We start from the raw sequence: 17,919 nt of genomic DNA, 5'->3' as shown, positions 1-17,919 counted from the left end.
GCCTACACCCCGGCAGGTGTCGGCCAGTTCGCTGCCCCGTCCGAGCGTCCCCCTGTGTCGCCGGCTTCGCGCCACCACGCCGAGCAGCACGAGGCCGGCCAGCAAGGGCGTCACGAGCAACGCGAGGTGAATCCCGGCCACACCCCGCAGGGTGCCAGAGTCGCCTGCCGACAGTGAGGTGGGTTGCATCGGCTGCCGCCGTTGATCGTCGGCGGGCTACAGGTTGTTGATTCGGGCCAGCAGCTCTGCCTCGGTCAGGTTTTCCAGGACCGCATCCTGCTTGCGGCCCAGGACCGCCAGCAGCTATTACCGGGGCATCGCGAAAAGCACGTGGATGTGTCGATGCGGACGGTGCGTCCGATCAGTCCGTTCCGGTTGACAGAAGACCGGCTCGCGCGACGTCGCGCCCGTTTCATCGTGCTGGACCGGATCATCGGCGCGCTGACCATGGTGCCGGGTGCGGTAGCGATGGCTACCGCTGCGCAGATGCTGCTCGGCGAGTAGCCGTAGGCCCGACAGCAGGGATGCCGCCCTGCCAGATCAGGCGTCGAGGAGAGTTCGTCGTACCAGACATCCTCGTCGTTGGCTGCCAGCAGCACCCTCCCAGCTGGCGGAAGCGCGAGGTACGGCCCGATCGTGGGGGCGTGTTCGTCCAAGTGCTCAGCATGCATGGGTGCGAAGAACTTGTCGTCGTCCTTGGGGATTTCGGCGCCACGCCACACGAATCAGCCGTTGCTGATCCCGGCGATCGGGTGCCGCAGGGCGTTGAGCGCCTCCATCTCGCGTGGACGGGACAGTTGAAGGCGACAGGTCACCGACCACAGTGCATGGTCACCTTGGCAGGATACTCGTTTTACTTGTATATTCGGCGGCATGGGATCGACTTCGCGTCCCGCGCTACGGGAGCCGTCGTACTTCGTCCTCGCGGCTCTGCTCGGTGGCCCGCTCCACGGCTACGCCGTGATCAAGCGGGTGACTGAGCTGTCCGATGAGCGGGTGACACTCGCTGCCGGCTCGCTGTACTCGGTGATCGACAGGCTGCTCGGCGAAGGACTCATCACCGCCGACGGCGAAGAGATCGTCAATGGGCGTGCCCGTCGCTACTACCGGCTCACCGACGAGGGCTACCGGGTGCTCGCGGAGGAAGCCGATCGGCTCGCCCGGGCCGCCCGGGTGGTCATGGACCGCCTGCCGCACCGGGTCTTCCCGCAGGGAAACACCAATCAACCTTCTACCGCGAGGATCAGACCAGCATGAGTTCCGACGTTCTGGAGAAGCGCTACCGGATGCTGCTGCGGGCCTATCCGGCGGGTTACCGCCGCGAACGTGCCGACGAACTTGTCGACACGCTGATCGGCGACGAACCGACCACCCGCCGCTGGCCCAGCCTCCGGGAGGCGACCTCGCTGATCCGGGGCGCCCTACGGGTGCACGGTGGCAGCACCGCGGCCCGGCCCACCGCCGTGCTGCTCTGGCAGGGCATCCACCTGGGCGCCATGGCGGTGCTGGCGCTGGGCGTGCTCATCGGCCTGGACGACCTCGTCGAGGCGTTCCAGTTCGGCGGATTGTCGGACCCCCTGACCGTGCTGCGGAATCAGGGCGTCCACGAGGTCATGGTGATCGCCGCGCTGGTGGCGCTCGTCGCGGGTCGTACCCGCACCGCTGCCATCCTGGTCGTGGTTGCGGCGGTGGTGCCGACCGTCATCTCCCCGTACCTGTTTCTCAACGGCCTGCCGCAGTGGTGGGCACCGGTTGTCGCCACGCCTCTGATCCTGGTGGGCCTGCGGCGTCCGGCGGACGTGCCGCCGACGCCCCGGGCGAATGCCGTGCTGGTCACCGCAGGCATTCTCGCCCTGCATCTGATCCCTGCGGGAGGCTTCCGCAGGGTCGACATGGGCCCGCAGATCGTTGCCGCCACCATGGTGATCGCCGGGGTCGCCGCCTTCCTGTGGGTGGCGTCGGCCGACCAGCGACTGCTGATCGCCGTCGCACCGACCCTCCTGCTGGGCACGCTTCACCAACTGGGAAACGATCTGTCGACGGGGGAATTGCTGTACCGGCCCGACGCCCTGCCGTCCCTGGTCGTCGCGGTTCTCATGGCAGGCGGCGCGGTCGTCTCGACCCGGCTGCGGCAGCGCACCCGCGCCTGACCACTCGACGGGCGGTCCGGTCACCGCCGGACCGCCCAGGCGAGTGTTTGTGGAACGGCTTGCTCACGGCTGCCTTTTCAACAGTTCGAACAGGCTGGAGAAGCTGTCGCGTTGTGGCCGTCGGCGACCCGCCGGAGCCGCGATCCTCCTTCGGGGCGTTCCGCCGGAGTGGTCAGTTGAGTGGTCGCTGCGCCCAGAAGAGGGCGTGTCCGCTGGCACCCTCTGGCACGAAGTCCTCGGAGGTGATGCTGAGTCCCGCCTGTTGCAGCCAGTTCCGATAGGTGGGGGCATCGGCGTGGCTCCACCACATGGTGGCGGGGCCGTCGAGCCAGTTGTCCTCGGTGCCGGTCCAGGCGTTGTGGCCGGTGGTGGCAAGTAGCAAGCCTCCGGGGCGTAGCCAGGAAGCGATTCGGCCGATGAGCCGCGGTTGGTCGGCCATCGGCATGTGGATGAGCGCGTAGAGGCAGACCACGGCGTCGAGCGACATCGGCGGCAGTTCGAGGTGAACAGCGTCAGCGCGGAGGAACGTGCCGGTCGGCACCAGGCGGCGGGCTCGGTCGATCTGCACGTCGCTGATGTCGACCCCGGTGACGTGGTGCCCGGCATCCGCGAGGAAGCGCGCGACCGGCACGCCGCAGCCGCAGCCGAGGTCGAGGACCGAGGCCGCAGCCGGTAGACGCCGATGCAGGTCGGCCAACCAGGGTGCGTACTGGCCGGCGTCGGCGTCGTCGGCGCGGTAGCGGTAGGACAGGGCGTCGTACCCTCGCCGGACCAGGTCACGCTCGTCACTGTTGCCCACAACGTTCACGGTACGAGTCTCGGTGTCGGTGATCCGTGCCAGATCTAGCGGAATGCGGTGACCCAGAGCAGGACGGCGGCGAGGGCGAGCAGTTCGCAGGCCCCCACCGCGAGCAGCGGCATCGCTGCCGTCGGCAGCCGGGCCGACGAGGAGTAGCGGGGCCGTTCCCAACTGTGGTGCGCCGGGTCGCCGCTGATCGTGCCGCCCACGACCAGTGCGAGGATCGCCGCGACAGCTCCGACGTGGAGCGGTACGAAGTCGGGGTAGCTGCCGTGGAGCTTGTCGAACCCCGCCCACACCACCGTGAAGCCGACGACGCCCAGGCCCGCACACGCCAGCATCACGTACCGGGCTGTGGCGCTCGGCGTCGAGATCAGAATGATCAGGCCGGCGAGCAGGAACGGCCCGCCCACGATGGCCCAGCCGGTGAAGGCGAGGCCGACCGCCGAGCAGGTTGACCCGGTACACAACAGATCCAGCAACGCGGCCAGCATCTCGCTGCTGCGGAACACACTCACGATGACAGCGGTGATGAGAACCGCCGAGACGACGATGACTCCCGCCGTGCTCATCTGAGAACCCCTGCGCCCGGACACCCGTGGCCTCCTACTGTCGACACGCTGCCGCGTGGAGTTCAGCTAACGTAGTGCCCGCCGGTAGAGGTTCGGGAGACGAGAGCATGCCTACGCCTACCACGCGACTGGTCAACAGGATCAGCAGGGATTTCCCGACCCCCGGCAGCTCCGACGAGGTGATCCGGCGGCTCACCGCGCTACCGCCTGATGCGTACGGTCGGCAAGACGCGGAACGCGTACAGGCCGCCCTGGTGCTCGCGGCTCGCGGGCAGTGGAGTCGATTCGCCGCTGGGATGGAGCTGCTGCGCGAGGACTGGCGGGACGTTCTCGTCGCGGGTGGTCTCGCCGAGGGTGACTGGCCGGAGCGCCTTGATGCCGAACTCCCGGGTCAGGCTAGTCCACCGGCTGCGGAACGGGCTGGAACGCTACATCTGTCACGTCGGCGACCAGCTCGGTGAAGTCGGTGCCGTACGCGGCCGGCTCGATGATTCGCAGCACCAGCGCGAACGGCCGGTCGGCACCGAACCTGCGGTGGAGTTCGGCGTGGTGCGTGGCCAGGTAGCGGGCACCGGCGAGGTTGCTGCCGGCGGTCAGCCCGCCGAGGAAGAACACCGGCCGTCCACCGACCGGCCCCCAGAACCGGGCGAGCAGGACATAGCTTGTCTCCGGGCTGAAGACGTACTCGGTGCCGCCGACGGTGAACGACAGCCGACGTTTCTCCTCGTCGAAGACCTCGTACGTCACGCCACGGAGGATCGCCCGTACGTGCGTGACGCTGCGCGGGCTCGCGCCGCCGGGGCCGCCGACACAGAACTCGGTCAGCCGGCCGATCTCCCCGGTCGGCTGGTCCTCGCCGACCCGGTCCGCACGGGCGCCGCATTCCCGGGCGATGGTCGCCAGCTCCACGAGCGCGGCGACGTCGCGGCGGTGGACGCTGAACTCGCGGGGCGACGAGGCGTGCCGGGACGCCACGAGCAGGCAGCTCGCTCCGGCGGCGAGGCCGAAGAAGGCGCGGGTCCGGTTCAGCTTGCGCCGACGTAACAGGAACCCCGAGAGCCACACGGCCGTACCGGCGATGACGCTCGCCAGCAGATTGATCAAAAGTTCACCCACGCCTTGATGATGTCCGATGCTGTCCTGCCACGATCAGCGGCGGGGTGGCACGCCCAGCAGGGTCGCGGGTCAGGGCCTGCTTCACAGTGTCCTTCAGCGCCGTGCGGAAGCGGGACAGGGGAGGTTCGGCCTGTCAGGCCACCTCCGGCCGTCGACTACCGCCCCTGACCTGCCTCGGCGATGAGTCGTGACGATGTGGCGGCATCGGTGGCGAACCGGCCGGCCTCGGACAGGGCACTCTGGAGGTGTGCGAGCCGCTCGGGCTCCTCGACGAGCTGAATGCTGCCGTCGAAGCCGTACCCGAAGGCGAGGGTGCCGTGCTCGCCGATCGTCATGATGGCGAACGACGGCGCGGCGACGAATCGGGCGGCGGCGGTGCGGGGAACGATGCGGACCGATGGTGACGCCGACAGCCGCCGTAGTTGTGCGGCCAGGACCGAGGAGCCGCCGACCCGGCGGTACAGCACCGCCTCCTGGATCAGGAAGGTCGTCCGGACGTGTCCGGTGCGACGGGTCAACCATTCCTGACGCTGGATGACGGACGTGGCGACGTCGTCGCTCACAACATGGTTGCCGAGTCGTAGGGGTGCTAGCGCGGCGGCGTACTCGCGGGTCTGCAGGAGGTCGGGAATCCACGTGGCGGCGTAGACGTCGATGGCGGTGGCGGATCGTTCGAAGTGGGCTATCTGCTCGAACACCGTACGGACCGACGATGGCATCTGGAAGATTCGCCGGTCGTGCCGGGAGCGTGCGATGAGCGCGAGTCGCCGTAGTTCGTCGATCTGAGCCTGATCGTCCACGCGGTAGAGGAAGAGCAGCGCACGCATGTCGTTGACGCTGACCCCGATGGCGCCGCTCTCGATCCGGATGACCTTGGACAGGGACCACTCCACCTCATTGGCCACCTGCTCCTGAGTGAGCAGGCGTTGTTCGCGCAGCCGGCGGAGGCGGGTGCGGATCAACCAACGCGCCACCGCGGGCGTTGGTTCCTCCTGGTCGATGGAGCCGTGCTCAGGGTGGTGGCGGTCGGGCATCATGGAAGACATGGTCGACCGTTCCGGCAACCGACGCTCTCGGCGCTTCGACGTGCCGGCGTTGGCGTGTGCCGTGACGATCGTGGTTGGCACGGCGACCGTCGGGCTCGCCACCGCCGACGAGCAGCTGTCGGTGGCCCAGATCTGCTGGCTGGTGGTCGGCGCGGCCCTCGGCACGGTTGGCACGGTGCGTCTGGGCAACCCGGGCACAGTAAAAAAAATCGCCCAACATTGCTAGCTGGCAGATTGCGTAGTAGCCGATTGCGGTGTGGCGGTTCGGGCGAACGGGCCGGTGCCGGTGAAGGCGTATTCCGCGAAGCGGGTACCGATCCGCTGATGGGCCTCCGCGCTCGGGTGCAGGCCGTCCGGTAGCGGAAGCTCGGCGGCGTCGGCCGGGCCGTACAGGGCGGTGCCGTCGAGGTAGTGCAGGTTCTTGTCGGCGGCGCGACGGTCGGCCAGCGAGCGCAACTCGCGTCGGATGACCTGGAGGGTGAGGCGTCCCAGCGTGACATCTCCGGGCGTGCCGGTCGCGGTGAAGCGCACCTGGTCGGTGCCGATCGACTCGGGGTCGATCGCGCCCGGGCCGGGAGTGTCCTCGTGGATGCCGCAGAACAGTGGCGAGATCAGCAGCAGGGGGACGTCCGGGTGGCCGTCGCGGATCGTGTCGAGGAAGCCGTGGACGGCGGGGACGAAGGCACGGAGTCCCATCGCGTCGAGGTTCACCACGTTGATGCCGAGCTTGACGCTTATCTGGTCGGCGGGGGCGTCGCGGATCACGCGGGCCAGGAACGGGTCGACGAGCGCGCTGCCGCCCAGACCGAGGTTGCGCAGCTCGACACCGGCCCGGCGGGCGGCGACCGCGGGCCAGGTCTCGCTGGGGGCGAGGGCGTTCGAGCCGTGACTGATGGAGCTGCCATGGTGTACCCACAGTGGCAGCGCGGCGTGGTCCGGTTCGATCGGGGCGTCGGCCCGCAGGTCGACCAGGTCGATTGTCTCGTTGTGCGGCAACCAGACCTCGATCCGGTGACGGCCGGCGGGCAGCCCGGAAACTGTTGTCGTGTGGGCCGGTCCAGGTTGGAAGACGGTCTGACCGCTGGTGAGGTCGATCTCGATCCGGTCGCCGCCGCCCAGGGTGTCGCGGACGGCGAGCACGCCGTCGGCGTAGACGTCGATGCGGCCTCGCGGTCGCTCGGCGCCCGGGTAGGTGAGCCGGGTCGGGTGGGTCACCAACTCGACGGTGCTGGCCGTCGTCTGGAACACGATGCGGACGCCGGAGGGCTGGCTCTCCACCGTGAGCAGTTGGCCGTCGGGGAACTGCTCCCCCACCCAGGACGGCAGCCGGTGCGGCCGGATGCCGCGCGGGGTGACCTCGACGTCGGCGACGCCACGGAGAAGCTCGGACGGGACGGGCATCAGGGGTTCCCTTCGGTGGGCCAGGAGCGGAACGCGATGTCGAGCGCGCTCAGCGCTCGCTGCCAGGAGATGTCGGCGGCGGGCTCGCGGTGCCCGAAGTTGCCGCTCACCTCAAGTGCCAGGAAGCCGTTGATTGTCGCGCCGAGCAGCCGGGTGGCGTGGACGAGTTCGGTTTCCGGCAACTGGTAGCCGCGGAGCATCGCCAGGGTGAGCGTGACCAGCCGACCAGCCGCATCCGAGTGGACCGTCGAGGCCGCCGCTGGACGTTGCAGGGCGGCCCACCGGCCAGGGAAATGGCGGGCATAGTCGCGATGCGCGTCGGCGAGGGCGGTGAGCGCGTCGCGCTGGGCGCGGCCACCGATGGCGATCGCGATCCGGTCGGCCAGCTCGCCGAGGGCCAGTTCGTGCACGCCGTCGAGCAGCGCGGAGCGGTCGCGGACATGGGAGTAGAGACTCGCGGTCTGCACCCCGAAGTGGCGGGCCAGCGCCGACAGGGTGATTGCGTCGAATCCTTCCCGGTCCGCCAGCTCGGCCGCCGCGGCGACGACTGCCGCCGGGGTCAGGTTGGCTCGTCCCATAACCCCACCCTACACCCTGTAGCCGGGAACCTAATGGCTTTAGGTTGTGGTGGAGCGGGGTCGGTGCGGGCGTACGGCGTTGGCGTCCGTCGCGGCCCGGACGAACTCCTGCACCCGCGTGGTGGTGTTCGCCGCCAGCCAGATCGGCCCGCGCTCGATGGGTGGCGCGTCGTGAATCGGCACGTAGGCGACGTCGGGGCGTGGGTGGTAATGCTCGGTCTGCTCGCCCACCGGCAGCACCCCGCGGCCCATCGCGACGAGGGACAGCATCTCGGAGAACGTGTTGCCGTGCGGGCCCTTGGGGATCGGTCGGCCGGTCGGCGTCTGCTCGGGTGTGCGGTCCCGCTTGAACGCCGCGGACGTGATCGCCGGGTACTGGATGACCGGGTGGTCGGCGAGCGTCTCCAGCGAAACCGACTCCGCGCCGGCCAACGGGTGCGTGGCGGCCACGGCCAGCACGCGCCGCTCCACCATGAGCGCGGGGCCACAGGCCATACCGTCGAACGGGTACGACGCGACGAGCACGTCGATCGACCCGTCCACCAGGCTCGCTCGCGAGGTGGACAGCTGCACCTCACGTACGTCCACCTCGCAGTCGGGGTGCCGGGCGGTGAACAGCCTGACCGCCTTGAGCAGCACCGGCGCGAGATACTCACCGAGAAACGCCACCCGGAGTTTGCCGCTCACGCCGCGGCCGGCCTCGATCGCGCGGCGCAGGGCCGCGTCCATCTGCTCCACCAGCGGGGCCAGGTCGTCCGCCAACTGCTGGCCGATGGGCGTGATGCGGACGACCCGACTGGTGCGCTCGAACAATGGCGCGCCGACGCGCCGCTCCAGCTTCCTGATGACGTGACTGATCCGGCCGGTGGTCACGCCCAGGCGTTCGGCGGTACGGCCGAAGTGCAGCTCGCCGGCGAGCGTCAGGAAGGTCTCGATCTCGTGTCGCTCCAGCATCCCGCCGCTCTTTCGTTGAATCCGGCTCAACGATCGTAGTCCGATCATGGCTTGGTCGGGTTCACGGTCCAGTGAATCGTTGAGGCGTCACCGCAGGCGGGGCAGTGTCCGCCTCACCTGGCGGGCGGTTGGCCGGACGATCGAGGAGAAAGATCATGAAGACGGCAAGCATCAACGACTACCTGACCGGGCTCGACGGTTCGCAGAGGGAGACGGCCGTGGCGCTGCGCCCGGTCATCGACGGGGCGCTGGCGGACGCCACCGGGGTGATGTGGCACGGACACCCGGTGTGGGGCCTCGGCGAGGCTCCGGGGCGGCGACCGATCTGCCTGCTCAAGGCGTACCCCTCGTACCTCACATTCGGGCTGTGGCGTGGCCAGGAGATCAGCGATCGGTCGGATCGGCTGATCCCGGGCGCCCGGCAGATGGCCTCGGTGCGACTCTCCGCAGCCACGGACATCGACGAACCGCTCTTCGTCAACTGGCTGCGTCAGGCGCGTGCCCTGGAGGAGAAGTGAACATTGTGCAGGTCAGGGCCTTCGATCACCTGGTGCTCAACGTCGAGGACGTCGAGCGATCACTCGCCTTCTACTCGACCATGTTCGGTCTGGAGACCATCCGCGCCGACGAGTGGAGGGCCGGGCGGGCCGGCTTCCCCTCCGTCCGGGTCAGCCCGGACACCATCATCGATCTGGTGCAGCGCCGCCGAGGAGAGTCGAACGTCGACCACATCTGCCTGGTGGTCGAGCCGTTGGACTGGCAGGACGTCATCGCGGCCGGGGTGTTCACAGTCCTCGAAGGGCCGGTTCGCCGCTCCGGAGCCAGGGGTGAGGGCATCTCGCTCTACATCCAGGACCCGGACCGCAACACAGTCGAACTCCGCTGGTACCCGGCGGACGCGGCACCGACGACGCTTCCCACCCGGTGATCGACCCGGAGCCGGAATGAGCCCGCTCGACGACGTGATGATCCGTACCGCGCAACGGGTGGACCTGACCCAGCTGGGCGAGCTGGCGGGATCGAGGGACCGCGCCGAGGTGCGGGTCCGGGCCGCCGGGCGGGGCGAGGAGGAGATGCTCGTCGCCGTGGCCGCCGACCACGTCGTGGGGGTGGTGAGCGTCCGGTGGCGGGACGGCTGCGACGCACCCAGCCCATGGCTGTACGGGTTGGCGGTGGTGGCGTCGGCCCGTCGCCGAGGGATCGGAAGGGCGCTTGTCGAGGTCGGCGAAGCGGCAAGTGCCGCCCGCGGCGCCGAGGCGATGAGCCTCGACGTGGACGTCGATGACGAGGCTGCCCTCGCGTTCTACACGAGGTTGGGCTACGTGATCGTCCGACCTCACCAGCATCACTGGCGGGCGATCGACCCACGCACCGACGAGGTGACCGGCGAGGGCACGGCATCGACGTGGATCATGCGCCGCCGGCTTCGGGCAGCCAGCTGAACCCGAACGGTGACCGACTACCCCGCCGAGCCGCGCCGCTGCGCCGCCGATCGCACCTCATCGCCGCTGGTCCGGTCCTCCTGGCTGCCCGAGCCGACCGCGCATGAGCCTGTCGTCCCGCGCCAGGCACGTACGGCGACGGCTGCGCGGGCGAGCATCAGCACCGCGACGAGCAGCAGCGCGGCAGCGAGCAGCGCCGCGACGTCGGGTGCCCACAGGGGGACCTGACCCGGCGTCACACCGAAGAACGACGGTAGGGCGAGCAGACCGGCAGCGAGGAGCAGCAGGACCACCAGCCAGGCGACCAGACCCAGCAGGCGTCGACGGGACCAGGTGCGGACCGGACGCGCCACCCGCCACAGCGAGCCGGCCACCGCCGTGAGCAGCAGCAGGCACAGCAGGCCCAGGCCGGAGAGGAGCGCGACGTAGGACGGCTCGCTCTCGTGGGTCTCGGGAGCGGCTCCGGAGAGGAGGGCAGCGAGGCCCAACGAGGTGTCCAGGAGTTGGCTCTCCTGGAAGCTGCCGTAGACGTTCTGCAACACGACGAGGGCCCTGTCCTGTTCGGGCAGCAGGACGATCCCGGCCTGGTAGCCGGGCGCGGCACCGGAGTGCCAGACCATCGGCTGGTCGCTGCCGAACACCGGCCAGGTGCGCCAGCCGAGCCCGTAGCTCCGGCCGTCGCCGGTGGTCGCCTCCGGCCGGACCAGCGTGGCGCGTTGGTCGGGCGACAGTACGTCGCTGCCGTCCAGGTTCGCCCGAGCGAACGCGATGGCGTCCCGCAGGGAGCCGCCGAGATACCCGTAGCTGACACCGGCGGGGTCGAATCGGCTCCGGAACGCCGTCGGCTCGCCGAACACGTACCGGTGGCCCGGCGGGAGCCGGTCTGCCGCGTCGCCGGCCGCGGTGACCGCGGTGCCCATGCCCATGGGCGTGAGCAGCCGCTCGCTCAGCACGTCGGCGAAGTCGCGCCCGGTGATCTCCTCGACGACGGCGCCGAGCAGCAGGTAGTTGACGCTGGAGTAGAGGTGTTTCTCGCCGACACCGGCGGCCAGGTGGATGTTGCCGAGCGCGTCGACCACGTCGCCTGGGCGACGGTCAGCGTCGTATCGGTCGGTGAGGTCCATCCGCTCCGGGATGCCGCCGGTCTGGCTCAGCAGGTGGCGCAGGGTGATCGTCCGGGCTTCCTCGTCGGCCATGCTGAAGTCCGGCAGGTAGGTCGTCACGCGCGCGTCGAGATCCAGATCGCCGGCCGTCGCCATCGTCACCACCAGGCTCGCGGTCACCGGCTTGGCCACCGATCCCCACAGGAACGGCGTCGCGTCGGTGATCGGTGCGCCGTCGCCGTCCGCGCCGAACGTCGCCTGGTGCTCCACCCCACCGGAGCCCACGACCGCGTACGCGACGCCCGGGATCCCGGCCCGGTCCATCTGCTCGGTGACGAAGGCATCCAGCCGGCCCGGTTCGACGGCACCGCTGCCCGCCGGGGCCGCCGCGACCGCCCCACCTGTGCCGACTACGACGCCGGGCAGCGCGAACAGCAACGCTGCCATCCCCCGTTGCAATACGTTCATATGGCAACCGTAACCATATGGCGGTACGGTTATCAAATGCCCCGCGTTGCCGACCACGACGAGCGACGCGCGCTCATCGCCCGGACGTTCCGGCGTCACCTGGTGGAACATGGTCTTCAGGCCACCACGTTCGCCCGGGTCGCCGCCGCTGCCGGCGTCTCGGTCGGCCTCATCCAGCACTACTTCGGCAGCCGCGACGAACTGCTCCGATTCGTGTACGTCGACGCGCTCGGCCGCCGAGACGACCGGATCGCGGCGCACATCGCCGAGGGCGAGGCCGCCGAGCGGCCGATCCGCGAGATCATCGCGACCGCTGTGGCCGAACTGCTCCCGCTCGACGAGATCCGGGTCGAGGAATTCCATGTCACCCAGAACCTGACGACCCAGGCCCTGCACGATCACGCGATTGCCGAGGTGGCGGCGCGCGCTCAAGCCGACCTGCACCTGCGCGCCTCGATCGCGGTACGCAACGGGAAGCGGTGCGGCGAGGTCGACGGCGGCGTCGACGTCGACACCGCCGCGGCTCGTATCCTCGCCGCCACCTACGGCCTGGCCGCCAGCCTCATCCTGGTCGGGCCCGACGACCCGACCCGTCGCCGGGAACACGTCGACGCTGTCCTCGAACCGGTCCTGGCGAGCACGTTCACCGGTCGCTGCCGCCACTACGCCCGGTCGTGATCCGGCCGGCGTACAAGACGGCGTGGTGCGCCAGCCGCAGGACTCCCAGCGCGACCGCCAGTCCCACCAGGCCGAGGAGCACCGGGCGCAGGGCCAACGACCATGGCCACGCCGGCCCGGACAGCTGGAGGTCCGAGCGCGGGTACTCCAGAATCTTGGCCGTCCACCGCCCGGTGGGCACATCCATGCTGCGGGCCAGTTCCCGCAGGGCCGGGTCGAACGCGAAGCCGGGCCGCTCGTGCAGGTACGTCACGGGTACGTCGGCGCGGTCGACCACGCCGACCACCTCAGCGGGCAGGTCGGCGGCGATGCCCGAGCCCGGGACCAGCAGCCGGTCGACCCGCCCAGGGTCGTCGAGCTGCCTCCGGGGCACGAAGGTCAGGCCGTGTCGGGACCGGATGCGGTCGCCGGCCGCGAGTGCCACCGTCCGGGCGGCCTTGACCTCGGCGTACGGGGCGAACGCCGACGCCAGTTCGAGCTCGCCCACGCCATCGCTGAGCACCACCCCCATTGTCGTCTGACTCGCGCGGAAGCCGACGTTGAGGACGTGCAGGAGTGCGTCGCCAACTGTCACTCGCGACCTCGGCAGGGCGGCGGCGCTGCCGGGGGAGTAGTGCCGCCAACCCACCTCCGCCGCGGCCGTCGCGGCGGCGTCGACACCCGCGATCCGCTCCACCGCCCGCAGCGTGCCATCCACCGAGGACAGCAGGCCGCCGGTGGTGATGACGTCGCCGTCGTCGAGGTAGCGGACCCCGCGCCGCCAGTTGACATCGGGATGGCGTTGCCGCAACTCGTCGAGCCGGTACCAGTGCGTCGTCGCGTCCCGGCCGTCCAACAGACCGGCCTCGGCGAGCAGCCGTGCGCCGGTGCACACCCCCAGCAGCAGCCCGCGCCGGGCGTTGTCGCGCAGCCACCCGGTCACCCGCGCGTCGCCGGACGCCGATGCCGGCATCTCCGGGACCACTGTGACATCCGGCGCGGAACCACCCAGCCGCTGACGCAACTGCGCGAAGCTGAGATCCGGCACCAGATCCAGCCCACCGAGCAGCGGCACGAGGCGGCGTTCCGGTGCGACGGTGTAGACGTTGAACGCGCCACTGGCGGCGAGGACTTCGTACGGGGCGAGCGTGTCGGCGACGTTGGCGCCGTCGTTGCCGACGACTACCACGGCTGTGGGTTTGCCGGGATCGTGGGCCGGCGGGGTGGCCGCCGCGACCGCTGCCGCACCGCCTTCGGGGTGCGCGTACCGGCTCCGCTCGAAGGTGTGCTGACCGACCGCGAAGGCGGACGCCGGGACGGCGAGGAAGGCGAGCAGCACCACAATTCCTCGGGTGCGCCGCCGCCCGACGGGCCCGGCGGCGGGTCGGCGGCGGTGATGCCGGGTGACGTACTCGTCGCGGCGGCGACGCACGACCCCCCGGTTGCCGGGAGGCGTGGGCTGTCCGGTGCTGCGCATGCTGACCTCCGCGACTGCTGACGACCGACGGTACGGCCGGGCACGGCCCCCGCCGCACGTCGTCGAGTCTCGTCCGGCGCGGACCGGGCGGACCAGTGCCGCCGCGCACGAGCTGACCGTGCGATCCGCATGGCCGGCGGGTGCGGTTCGCCCCATCTCCGTTGCGGTGTCGGGCCTCGGTGCTCGAAGGTGTCGGGCCGCCCCCCGGCCGACGAAGACATGAATCCGGGGTTTCCAATTCGTCACGCATTTTGATCGCAGTTTGCGATTGAGTGCCTCCCGAGTTAGCGCTAACACCGGCGTAGCCTGTGACCTCCGCCATGTTGACAATCGACGGACAGGCGTCGATCAGCCTGCCCCGACATTCGCTGGCTCCCCGCTGACCTCGCCATTCACGTGCGCCGTGCGGGAACGCTCCCGGTGCTTGTCGTGCCGGTCGGTCCGGTCGCGTTCCGAACGGTATTGCCAGCGACATTTATTGGTAACCCCGGGCCGTGGCGCATTGGCTACGTTCAGCACCGGCCGATGGAAGGCCAAAAAACGATCTGGGAGAGGGAGCATGCGCAGAAAAATGATCCGGCGATTGCTCGCCGGGGTCACTGTGGGGGTGGTGCTGGCGCCGCTCGCCCCGTCGTCCGCGTCCGCGTCCCCGAGCGGGGACGTGCAGTGGGCGCCGTGTGAGCAGGACGCCAGTGCCCTGTGCGGCACTCTGGAGGTACCTGTCGACTGGGCCGATCCGGACGGTCCGACGTTCGAGTTGGCGCTGGCCAAGCGGCCGGCGACAGACCCGGCGGCGCGTCGGGGGTCGCTCATCGTGAATCCGGGCGGGCCGGGCGGCTCCGGCGTCGACTCGGCGCTGTGGGCACGCTACGGCGACGAATTGCGTCGCCATTTCGACATTGTGGGATTCGACCCACGCGGGGTGGCTCGCAGTTCACCGATCATGTGCACGTTGGACAAGATCAATGAGCTGCCGGTCGGGCCGATCAAAACGTCGAGCGCATTTGCCCAGATGGTGTCCGCGAGCCGAGCGTTGGCCGACGACTGCCGCGCCAACAGTGGGCCGGTATTCGATCACGTGGACACGCTCCAGGTGGTTCGGGACATCGACGCGATACGCGCGGCGGTAGGTGACGCCCAGCTGAATTTCCTCGGAATGTCGTACGGCACGCTGATGGCCCAGCAGTACGCGGAAATGTTCCCGACCCGCGTACGCGCCATTGTGGCCGACAGCGTGATGGATCACAGCCAGGACGCGCGCGGATTCGCCGTCACCCAGGCGGCCACCGGGCAGGACTCGTTCGACGAGTTCGTGGCCGGCTGTGCCCGGTTGCCGCAGTGCGCCCTGTACGGCCGGAACATCCGCCAGTTCTGGCAGCGCCTGCTCGACCGCGCCGCCCGGGGCGAGCTGCCGGACCCGGACGACCACAGCTACAAGATCACCCAGCGGGATCTGGTCAACTTCGTGCTGAACAACCTCAACTACCAGCCGTACTGGCTGGAGATCGCGGCCGAGTTGGAGCGGGTCGACGCGGGACGGCCCTGGGGGACGTCGGCGGCGGCGACGCGGGAGTCGGCCGACGACCCGCCGATCGTCGTGCCCTTCGCATACCAGGCGGTGCTCTGCCAGGACTGGAACCTGAAGACCCGTGACGTCACCCAGTGGCGGTCCATCCTCGCCGACGCCCAGCGTGCCGCGCCGGACCTACCGGACCTGCCCCGGGCGGCGGTCGGCGCGATCTGCCTGGGCTGGCCGACCCCGGCGGACAACCCGCAGCGGCGGATCAACCCGACGAACGAGACGAAGCTGCTGCTCACCAACTCGCTGCACGACCCGGCGACCGGTTACAACTGGGCGCTCGGTGCCGCCGACCAGTTCGGTGACCACGCCGAGCTGCTGACCTACGAGGGCTGGGGGCACATCGTGTACGGCCGGGTGAGCTGCGCGGACGAGGCTATCGAGGCGTACCTGATCGACCAGATCATGCCGGCGGAGGGTACGCGGTGCGCCACGGCACCGCCGCCGGGCACCACGTCGGCCCGTGGCCGGGCGTCGAGTCAGGACTCCGGCCCCGCCGCGCAACCGCTGGTGCCACTGCGGGGTGACCCGGAGCTGCCAACCTGGCTGTTCTGACCGATCGGGACGCGGGTGGCCGGTTCGCCGAGGCGAGCCGGCCACCTCGGTCTGCGCTCCAGCGTCACCACGTGCCGCCGGACCGTCGCAGCCCACGGTTCTCCCACCAGAGCGCGAGCCGCCCCCGCCCCCGGTACGCCGCGATCGTGCCCACCGCCAGGACGATCAGGGCGGTCCAGATCCAGAACCGGCCGCCCACGCCGCGTGGCGGATCGGCCGCGCGGGTCTGACCGGCGCGGATCACGCCGGCGGCGATGTCGAGCGAGACCACCTCCTGCGGCGCGGTGAGCAGCAGGGCCGGCGGCTGACCGTCCGGCGGCAACGCCAGCACCTGGACGGTGCCGATCAGGCCGTACTCCGGGCGGTCGTCGTTGGGGAAGGGCCGGGTGTAGGTCGCCGACCCGGGCGGCTGAGGAAGGTAGGCCACGACCCAGGCCGCGCCGGTCGTCGTCCAGCCGAGGAGGTGCAGGCCGATCACATCGGAGACGCCTGCGGTGCCCGACGCCCCGCCGTCGGTTCCCGTGGCCGGTTCGACCCGGCGCAGCGTCCACCCGGTTTCGTCGCGCCGGGCCACGGTGAGCCACCGCCCGTCCGGCGTCCAGGCGCCCTTGCCGGCCAGTTCGGTGCCGGGCGGGAGTGGGAACGACGCGAGCACGCTGCCGTCCCGGCGCGCGACAGTGACCACACGCCCGGTCTGCCAGGCGAGCCGGTCCCCGCCGGGCGCGAAGGCGACGACCACGCCCGGCACCGTGCCGGACGGTGTCTCGGCCAGCCGGACCGAGCTGCCGCCGTCCAGCCGGATCAGGCTGAGCGACCGCCGGTGATCGCTCCGGTCCGGGTGGGTCGGCACCGAGTCGCGGACCACGAGCGACTCCCCGTCCGGCGACCAGCCGGCCGGTTCGGTGCCGACAGTTCCGGCCACACCGCTGCGCAACTGACGGGTCGCGCCGGTGACCAGGTCGATGATCTCCACTCGGGGATCGTCGCGCTGCGGGTCGTGGGCGATCCACCGCCCCTGCGGGGAGAGCACCACGTCCGTGCCGGCGGTCATCTCCCAGCCGCTGCGGATGATCCGGTACGTGTCGGTGTCGCCGTCCACGACTGTGACGAGACTGCACTCGTCGTCGTACGTCAGGCGTCCGGCCTCCCCGGTGAAGATCACCGAGGCCGGACCGGTCCGCGGCCGGTCCGTGGCGTGCAGGCTCCCGAGGGGCGGCAGACCGATCCGGTCCGGCAATGCCCCCGACTCGACCCGGCCGGCCGGATCCACCGGCGCTGTGCGGGCCGCCGGGACAGCGAGGCCGCCGAGTACCACAAGCACGAGCGCCACCGCCGCGGTCCGACGCCGTCGCGTGCGGCGCGCCGTCGCCAGCGCCCGCTGCTCCACCTGGTACGCCGGAACCCCCGCTGCGGCGTCGTGCAGCACTTCACGCAGTCGTATGGTCATCGCGCGCTCCTCTCCGGGGCCCGGTCGACCAGCTCCGGAGCCACCGCGCGAAGCCGGACCAGCGCGTCGTGCCCGTGCCGTTTCACAGTCCCCACCGAGCAGCCGAGCGCGGCAGCCACTTGCGCCTCGGTCAGGTCCTCGTAGAAGCGCAACACCACCACGGCCCGCTGCCTGGGGGTGAGCTGGCGTAGCGCGGCGGCCAGGGTCATCCGCAGGGTGGCGGCCTCGCTTGGGTCCGGGTGGCTGGCCCGCTCGGGTGCCGGGTCGGCCTCCAGCCGTTCGGTGAACCGGCGTCGCCGCCACCAGGAAACCTGCTGGTGGTACATGGCCCGGCGCACGTACGCCTCCGGGTCACCGTCGCGGATCCGCCGCCAGTGCCGGTAGGTGCGTGCGAGTGCGCTCTGCAGAAGGTCCTCGGCCAACTGGTGGTCGCCGGTGAGCAGGTAGGCGGTCCGGGACAACGCAGGGGAACGGTGCACCACGAACTCGTGGAACGTCTGGCTCATCGCCACCCCCTCGACAGAAGTAAACGCCTCCTGCCGGGTGGATGGTTGAGGGCCGGCGTGCGCGGCGCT

20 protein-coding genes and 1 pseudogene are annotated in these 17,919 nt (G+C 70.4%); 9 read left to right on the top strand and 12 right to left on the bottom strand.

Translation table 11 applies throughout. From position 1 onward, the window contains the following. The first annotated feature begins 183 nt into the window (after positions 1-183). Positions 184-504, top strand: a complete 321-nt coding sequence (locus tag CLT74_RS13235; protein ID WP_143697150.1) for a hypothetical protein — start codon at positions 184-186, stop codon at positions 502-504. A gap of 68 nt (positions 505-572) precedes the next feature. On the opposite strand, the pseudogene CLT74_RS31340 reads toward CLT74_RS13235, so the two are convergent. Continuing rightward, positions 573-722: pseudogene (locus tag CLT74_RS31340) on the bottom strand (immunity protein Imm33 domain-containing protein); the annotation flags it as partial. Between the two features lie 151 nt (positions 723-873). Between CLT74_RS31340 and CLT74_RS13230 the strand changes: the two are divergent. Together CLT74_RS13230 and CLT74_RS13225 are read left to right on the top strand one after the other, a co-directional pair. Next, complete coding sequence (locus CLT74_RS13230) at positions 874-1,257, top strand: helix-turn-helix transcriptional regulator (RefSeq protein WP_099846798.1); 384 nt, start codon at positions 874-876, stop codon at positions 1,255-1,257. Beyond that, on the top strand, positions 1,254-2,150 hold the full coding sequence (locus CLT74_RS13225) for a hypothetical protein (protein WP_099846797.1): 897 nt from the start codon (positions 1,254-1,256) through the stop codon (positions 2,148-2,150). The genes CLT74_RS13230 and CLT74_RS13225 overlap by 4 nt, the downstream gene beginning before the upstream one ends. Before the next feature lie 172 nt (positions 2,151-2,322). Here CLT74_RS13225 and CLT74_RS13220 read toward each other — a convergent pair whose 3' ends face one another. From CLT74_RS13220 to CLT74_RS13200, 4 genes are all read right to left on the bottom strand, one after another. Next, positions 2,323-2,949, bottom strand: coding sequence for a class I SAM-dependent methyltransferase (locus CLT74_RS13220; RefSeq protein ID WP_099846796.1), 627 nt, complete (start codon positions 2,947-2,949; stop codon positions 2,323-2,325). 44 nt (positions 2,950-2,993) lie between these two features. Next, positions 2,994-3,521 (bottom strand): hypothetical protein, encoded by a 528-nt coding sequence (locus CLT74_RS13215; RefSeq protein WP_099846795.1) that lies wholly within the window; start codon positions 3,519-3,521, stop codon positions 2,994-2,996. 396 nt (positions 3,522-3,917) lie between these two features. Then, the gene (locus CLT74_RS13205) at positions 3,918-4,637 is read right to left on the bottom strand and encodes a hypothetical protein (protein ID WP_099846793.1); all 720 of its coding nucleotides are present in this window, start codon (positions 4,635-4,637) and stop codon (positions 3,918-3,920) included. Positions 4,638-4,792: 155 nt separating this feature from the next. Further along, positions 4,793-5,674: a Scr1 family TA system antitoxin-like transcriptional regulator gene (locus CLT74_RS13200; RefSeq protein ID WP_158240252.1), complete on the bottom strand. Its 882-nt coding sequence runs from the start codon at positions 5,672-5,674 to the stop codon at positions 4,793-4,795. A gap of 7 nt (positions 5,675-5,681) precedes the next feature. On the opposite strand from CLT74_RS13200, the gene CLT74_RS13195 reads away from it, so the two are divergent. Further along, a complete protein-coding gene (locus CLT74_RS13195) occupies positions 5,682-5,909 on the top strand; it encodes a hypothetical protein (protein ID WP_099846791.1) in 228 nt (75 codons plus the stop codon). On the opposite strand, the gene CLT74_RS13190 is transcribed toward CLT74_RS13195, so the two are convergent. The 3 genes from CLT74_RS13190 to CLT74_RS13180 are packed head-to-tail and all read right to left on the bottom strand — an operon-like array spanning position 5,906 to position 8,616. Beyond that, on the bottom strand, positions 5,906-7,084 hold the full coding sequence (locus CLT74_RS13190) for a GDSL-type esterase/lipase family protein (protein ID WP_099846790.1): 1,179 nt from the start codon (positions 7,082-7,084) through the stop codon (positions 5,906-5,908). The two genes, CLT74_RS13195 and CLT74_RS13190, sit on opposite strands and share 4 nt — an antisense overlap. Then, positions 7,084-7,662, bottom strand: a complete 579-nt coding sequence (locus CLT74_RS13185; protein WP_099846789.1) for a TetR/AcrR family transcriptional regulator — start codon at positions 7,660-7,662, stop codon at positions 7,084-7,086. Before CLT74_RS13185 ends, CLT74_RS13190 begins: the two co-directional genes overlap by 1 nt. Positions 7,663-7,701: 39 nt before the next feature. Next, positions 7,702-8,616, bottom strand: coding sequence for a LysR family transcriptional regulator (locus CLT74_RS13180; protein ID WP_099846788.1), 915 nt, complete (start codon positions 8,614-8,616; stop codon positions 7,702-7,704). Positions 8,617-8,771: 155 nt separating this feature from the next. On the opposite strand from CLT74_RS13180, the gene CLT74_RS31335 reads away from it, so the two are divergent. Genes CLT74_RS31335 through CLT74_RS13170 form a run of 3 tightly spaced genes read left to right on the top strand, consistent with a single transcriptional unit; the run spans position 8,772 to position 10,058 of the window. After that, positions 8,772-9,134: a DUF1801 domain-containing protein gene (locus tag CLT74_RS31335; RefSeq protein WP_486582295.1), complete on the top strand. Its 363-nt coding sequence runs from the start codon at positions 8,772-8,774 to the stop codon at positions 9,132-9,134. After that, positions 9,131-9,544 (top strand): VOC family protein, encoded by a 414-nt coding sequence (locus CLT74_RS31330; RefSeq protein ID WP_486582294.1) that lies wholly within the window; start codon positions 9,131-9,133, stop codon positions 9,542-9,544. Before CLT74_RS31335 ends, CLT74_RS31330 begins: the two co-directional genes overlap by 4 nt. Before the next feature lie 16 nt (positions 9,545-9,560). Beyond that, positions 9,561-10,058, top strand: a complete 498-nt coding sequence (locus CLT74_RS13170; RefSeq protein ID WP_099846786.1) for a GNAT family N-acetyltransferase — start codon at positions 9,561-9,563, stop codon at positions 10,056-10,058. 17 nt (positions 10,059-10,075) lie between these two features. Here the strand turns inward: CLT74_RS13170 and CLT74_RS13165 are convergent, their stop codons facing one another. Beyond that, complete coding sequence (locus CLT74_RS13165) at positions 10,076-11,629, bottom strand: serine hydrolase domain-containing protein (protein ID WP_158240251.1); 1,554 nt, start codon at positions 11,627-11,629, stop codon at positions 10,076-10,078. Positions 11,630-11,665: 36 nt separating this feature from the next. Here CLT74_RS13165 and CLT74_RS13160 point away from each other — a divergent pair, with 36 nt between their 5' ends. Then, on the top strand, positions 11,666-12,307 hold the full coding sequence (locus CLT74_RS13160; RefSeq protein ID WP_099846784.1) for a TetR family transcriptional regulator C-terminal domain-containing protein: 642 nt from the start codon (positions 11,666-11,668) through the stop codon (positions 12,305-12,307). Here CLT74_RS13160 and CLT74_RS13155 read toward each other — a convergent pair. After that, positions 12,273-13,763 (bottom strand): DJ-1/PfpI family protein, encoded by a 1,491-nt coding sequence (locus tag CLT74_RS13155; protein WP_158240250.1) that lies wholly within the window; start codon positions 13,761-13,763, stop codon positions 12,273-12,275. The genes CLT74_RS13160 and CLT74_RS13155 overlap by 35 nt on opposite strands. A gap of 571 nt (positions 13,764-14,334) precedes the next feature. Here CLT74_RS13155 and CLT74_RS13150 point away from each other — a divergent pair. After that, the gene (locus CLT74_RS13150; protein ID WP_158240249.1) at positions 14,335-15,897 is read left to right on the top strand and encodes an alpha/beta hydrolase; all 1,563 of its coding nucleotides are present in this window, start codon (positions 14,335-14,337) and stop codon (positions 15,895-15,897) included. A gap of 64 nt (positions 15,898-15,961) precedes the next feature. Here CLT74_RS13150 and CLT74_RS13145 read toward each other — a convergent pair whose 3' ends face one another. Next, complete coding sequence (locus CLT74_RS13145; protein WP_099846781.1) at positions 15,962-17,344, bottom strand: hypothetical protein; 1,383 nt, start codon at positions 17,342-17,344, stop codon at positions 15,962-15,964. Further along, positions 17,341-17,850 (bottom strand): SigE family RNA polymerase sigma factor, encoded by a 510-nt coding sequence (locus tag CLT74_RS13140; protein ID WP_099846780.1) that lies wholly within the window; start codon positions 17,848-17,850, stop codon positions 17,341-17,343. The genes CLT74_RS13145 and CLT74_RS13140 overlap by 4 nt, the downstream gene beginning before the upstream one ends. Between the last annotated feature and the right edge of the window lie 69 nt (positions 17,851-17,919).

Source organism: Verrucosispora sp. CNZ293 (assembly GCF_002754655.1).
The sequence above is the reverse complement of the archived record's forward strand: the minus strand, read 5'-3'. Positions and strand labels throughout refer to the sequence as shown.

What these genes read in the sequence shown, in the direction of transcription:
- CLT74_RS13190 (WP_099846790.1), bottom strand. Translation starts at nt 7,084, where the DNA reads ATGCCCGTCCCGTCCGAGCTTCTCCGTGGCGTCGCCGACGTCGAGGTC.
- CLT74_RS13150 (WP_158240249.1), top strand. Translation starts at nt 14,335, where the DNA reads ATGATCCGGCGATTGCTCGCCGGGGTCACTGTGGGGGTGGTGCTGGCG.
- CLT74_RS13170 (WP_099846786.1), top strand. Translation starts at nt 9,561, where the DNA reads ATGAGCCCGCTCGACGACGTGATGATCCGTACCGCGCAACGGGTGGAC.
- CLT74_RS13180 (WP_099846788.1), bottom strand. Translation starts at nt 8,616, where the DNA reads ATGCTGGAGCGACACGAGATCGAGACCTTCCTGACGCTCGCCGGCGAG.
- CLT74_RS13225 (WP_099846797.1), top strand. Translation starts at nt 1,254, where the DNA reads ATGAGTTCCGACGTTCTGGAGAAGCGCTACCGGATGCTGCTGCGGGCC.
- CLT74_RS13230 (WP_099846798.1), top strand. Translation starts at nt 874, where the DNA reads ATGGGATCGACTTCGCGTCCCGCGCTACGGGAGCCGTCGTACTTCGTC.
- CLT74_RS13185 (WP_099846789.1), bottom strand. Translation starts at nt 7,662, where the DNA reads ATGGGACGAGCCAACCTGACCCCGGCGGCAGTCGTCGCCGCGGCGGCC.
- CLT74_RS13200 (WP_158240252.1), bottom strand. Translation starts at nt 5,674, where the DNA reads ATGATGCCCGACCGCCACCACCCTGAGCACGGCTCCATCGACCAGGAG.
- CLT74_RS13155 (WP_158240250.1), bottom strand. Translation starts at nt 13,763, where the DNA reads ATGCGCAGCACCGGACAGCCCACGCCTCCCGGCAACCGGGGGGTCGTG.
- CLT74_RS13165 (WP_158240251.1), bottom strand. Translation starts at nt 11,629, where the DNA reads ATGAACGTATTGCAACGGGGGATGGCAGCGTTGCTGTTCGCGCTGCCC.
- CLT74_RS13160 (WP_099846784.1), top strand. Translation starts at nt 11,666, where the DNA reads ATGCCCCGCGTTGCCGACCACGACGAGCGACGCGCGCTCATCGCCCGG.
- CLT74_RS13145 (WP_099846781.1), bottom strand. Translation starts at nt 17,344, where the DNA reads ATGACCATACGACTGCGTGAAGTGCTGCACGACGCCGCAGCGGGGGTT.
- CLT74_RS13140 (WP_099846780.1), bottom strand. Translation starts at nt 17,850, where the DNA reads ATGAGCCAGACGTTCCACGAGTTCGTGGTGCACCGTTCCCCTGCGTTG.
- CLT74_RS13195 (WP_099846791.1), top strand. Translation starts at nt 5,682, where the DNA reads ATGGTCGACCGTTCCGGCAACCGACGCTCTCGGCGCTTCGACGTGCCG.
- CLT74_RS13215 (WP_099846795.1), bottom strand. Translation starts at nt 3,521, where the DNA reads ATGAGCACGGCGGGAGTCATCGTCGTCTCGGCGGTTCTCATCACCGCT.
- CLT74_RS31335 (WP_486582295.1), top strand. Translation starts at nt 8,772, where the DNA reads ATGAAGACGGCAAGCATCAACGACTACCTGACCGGGCTCGACGGTTCG.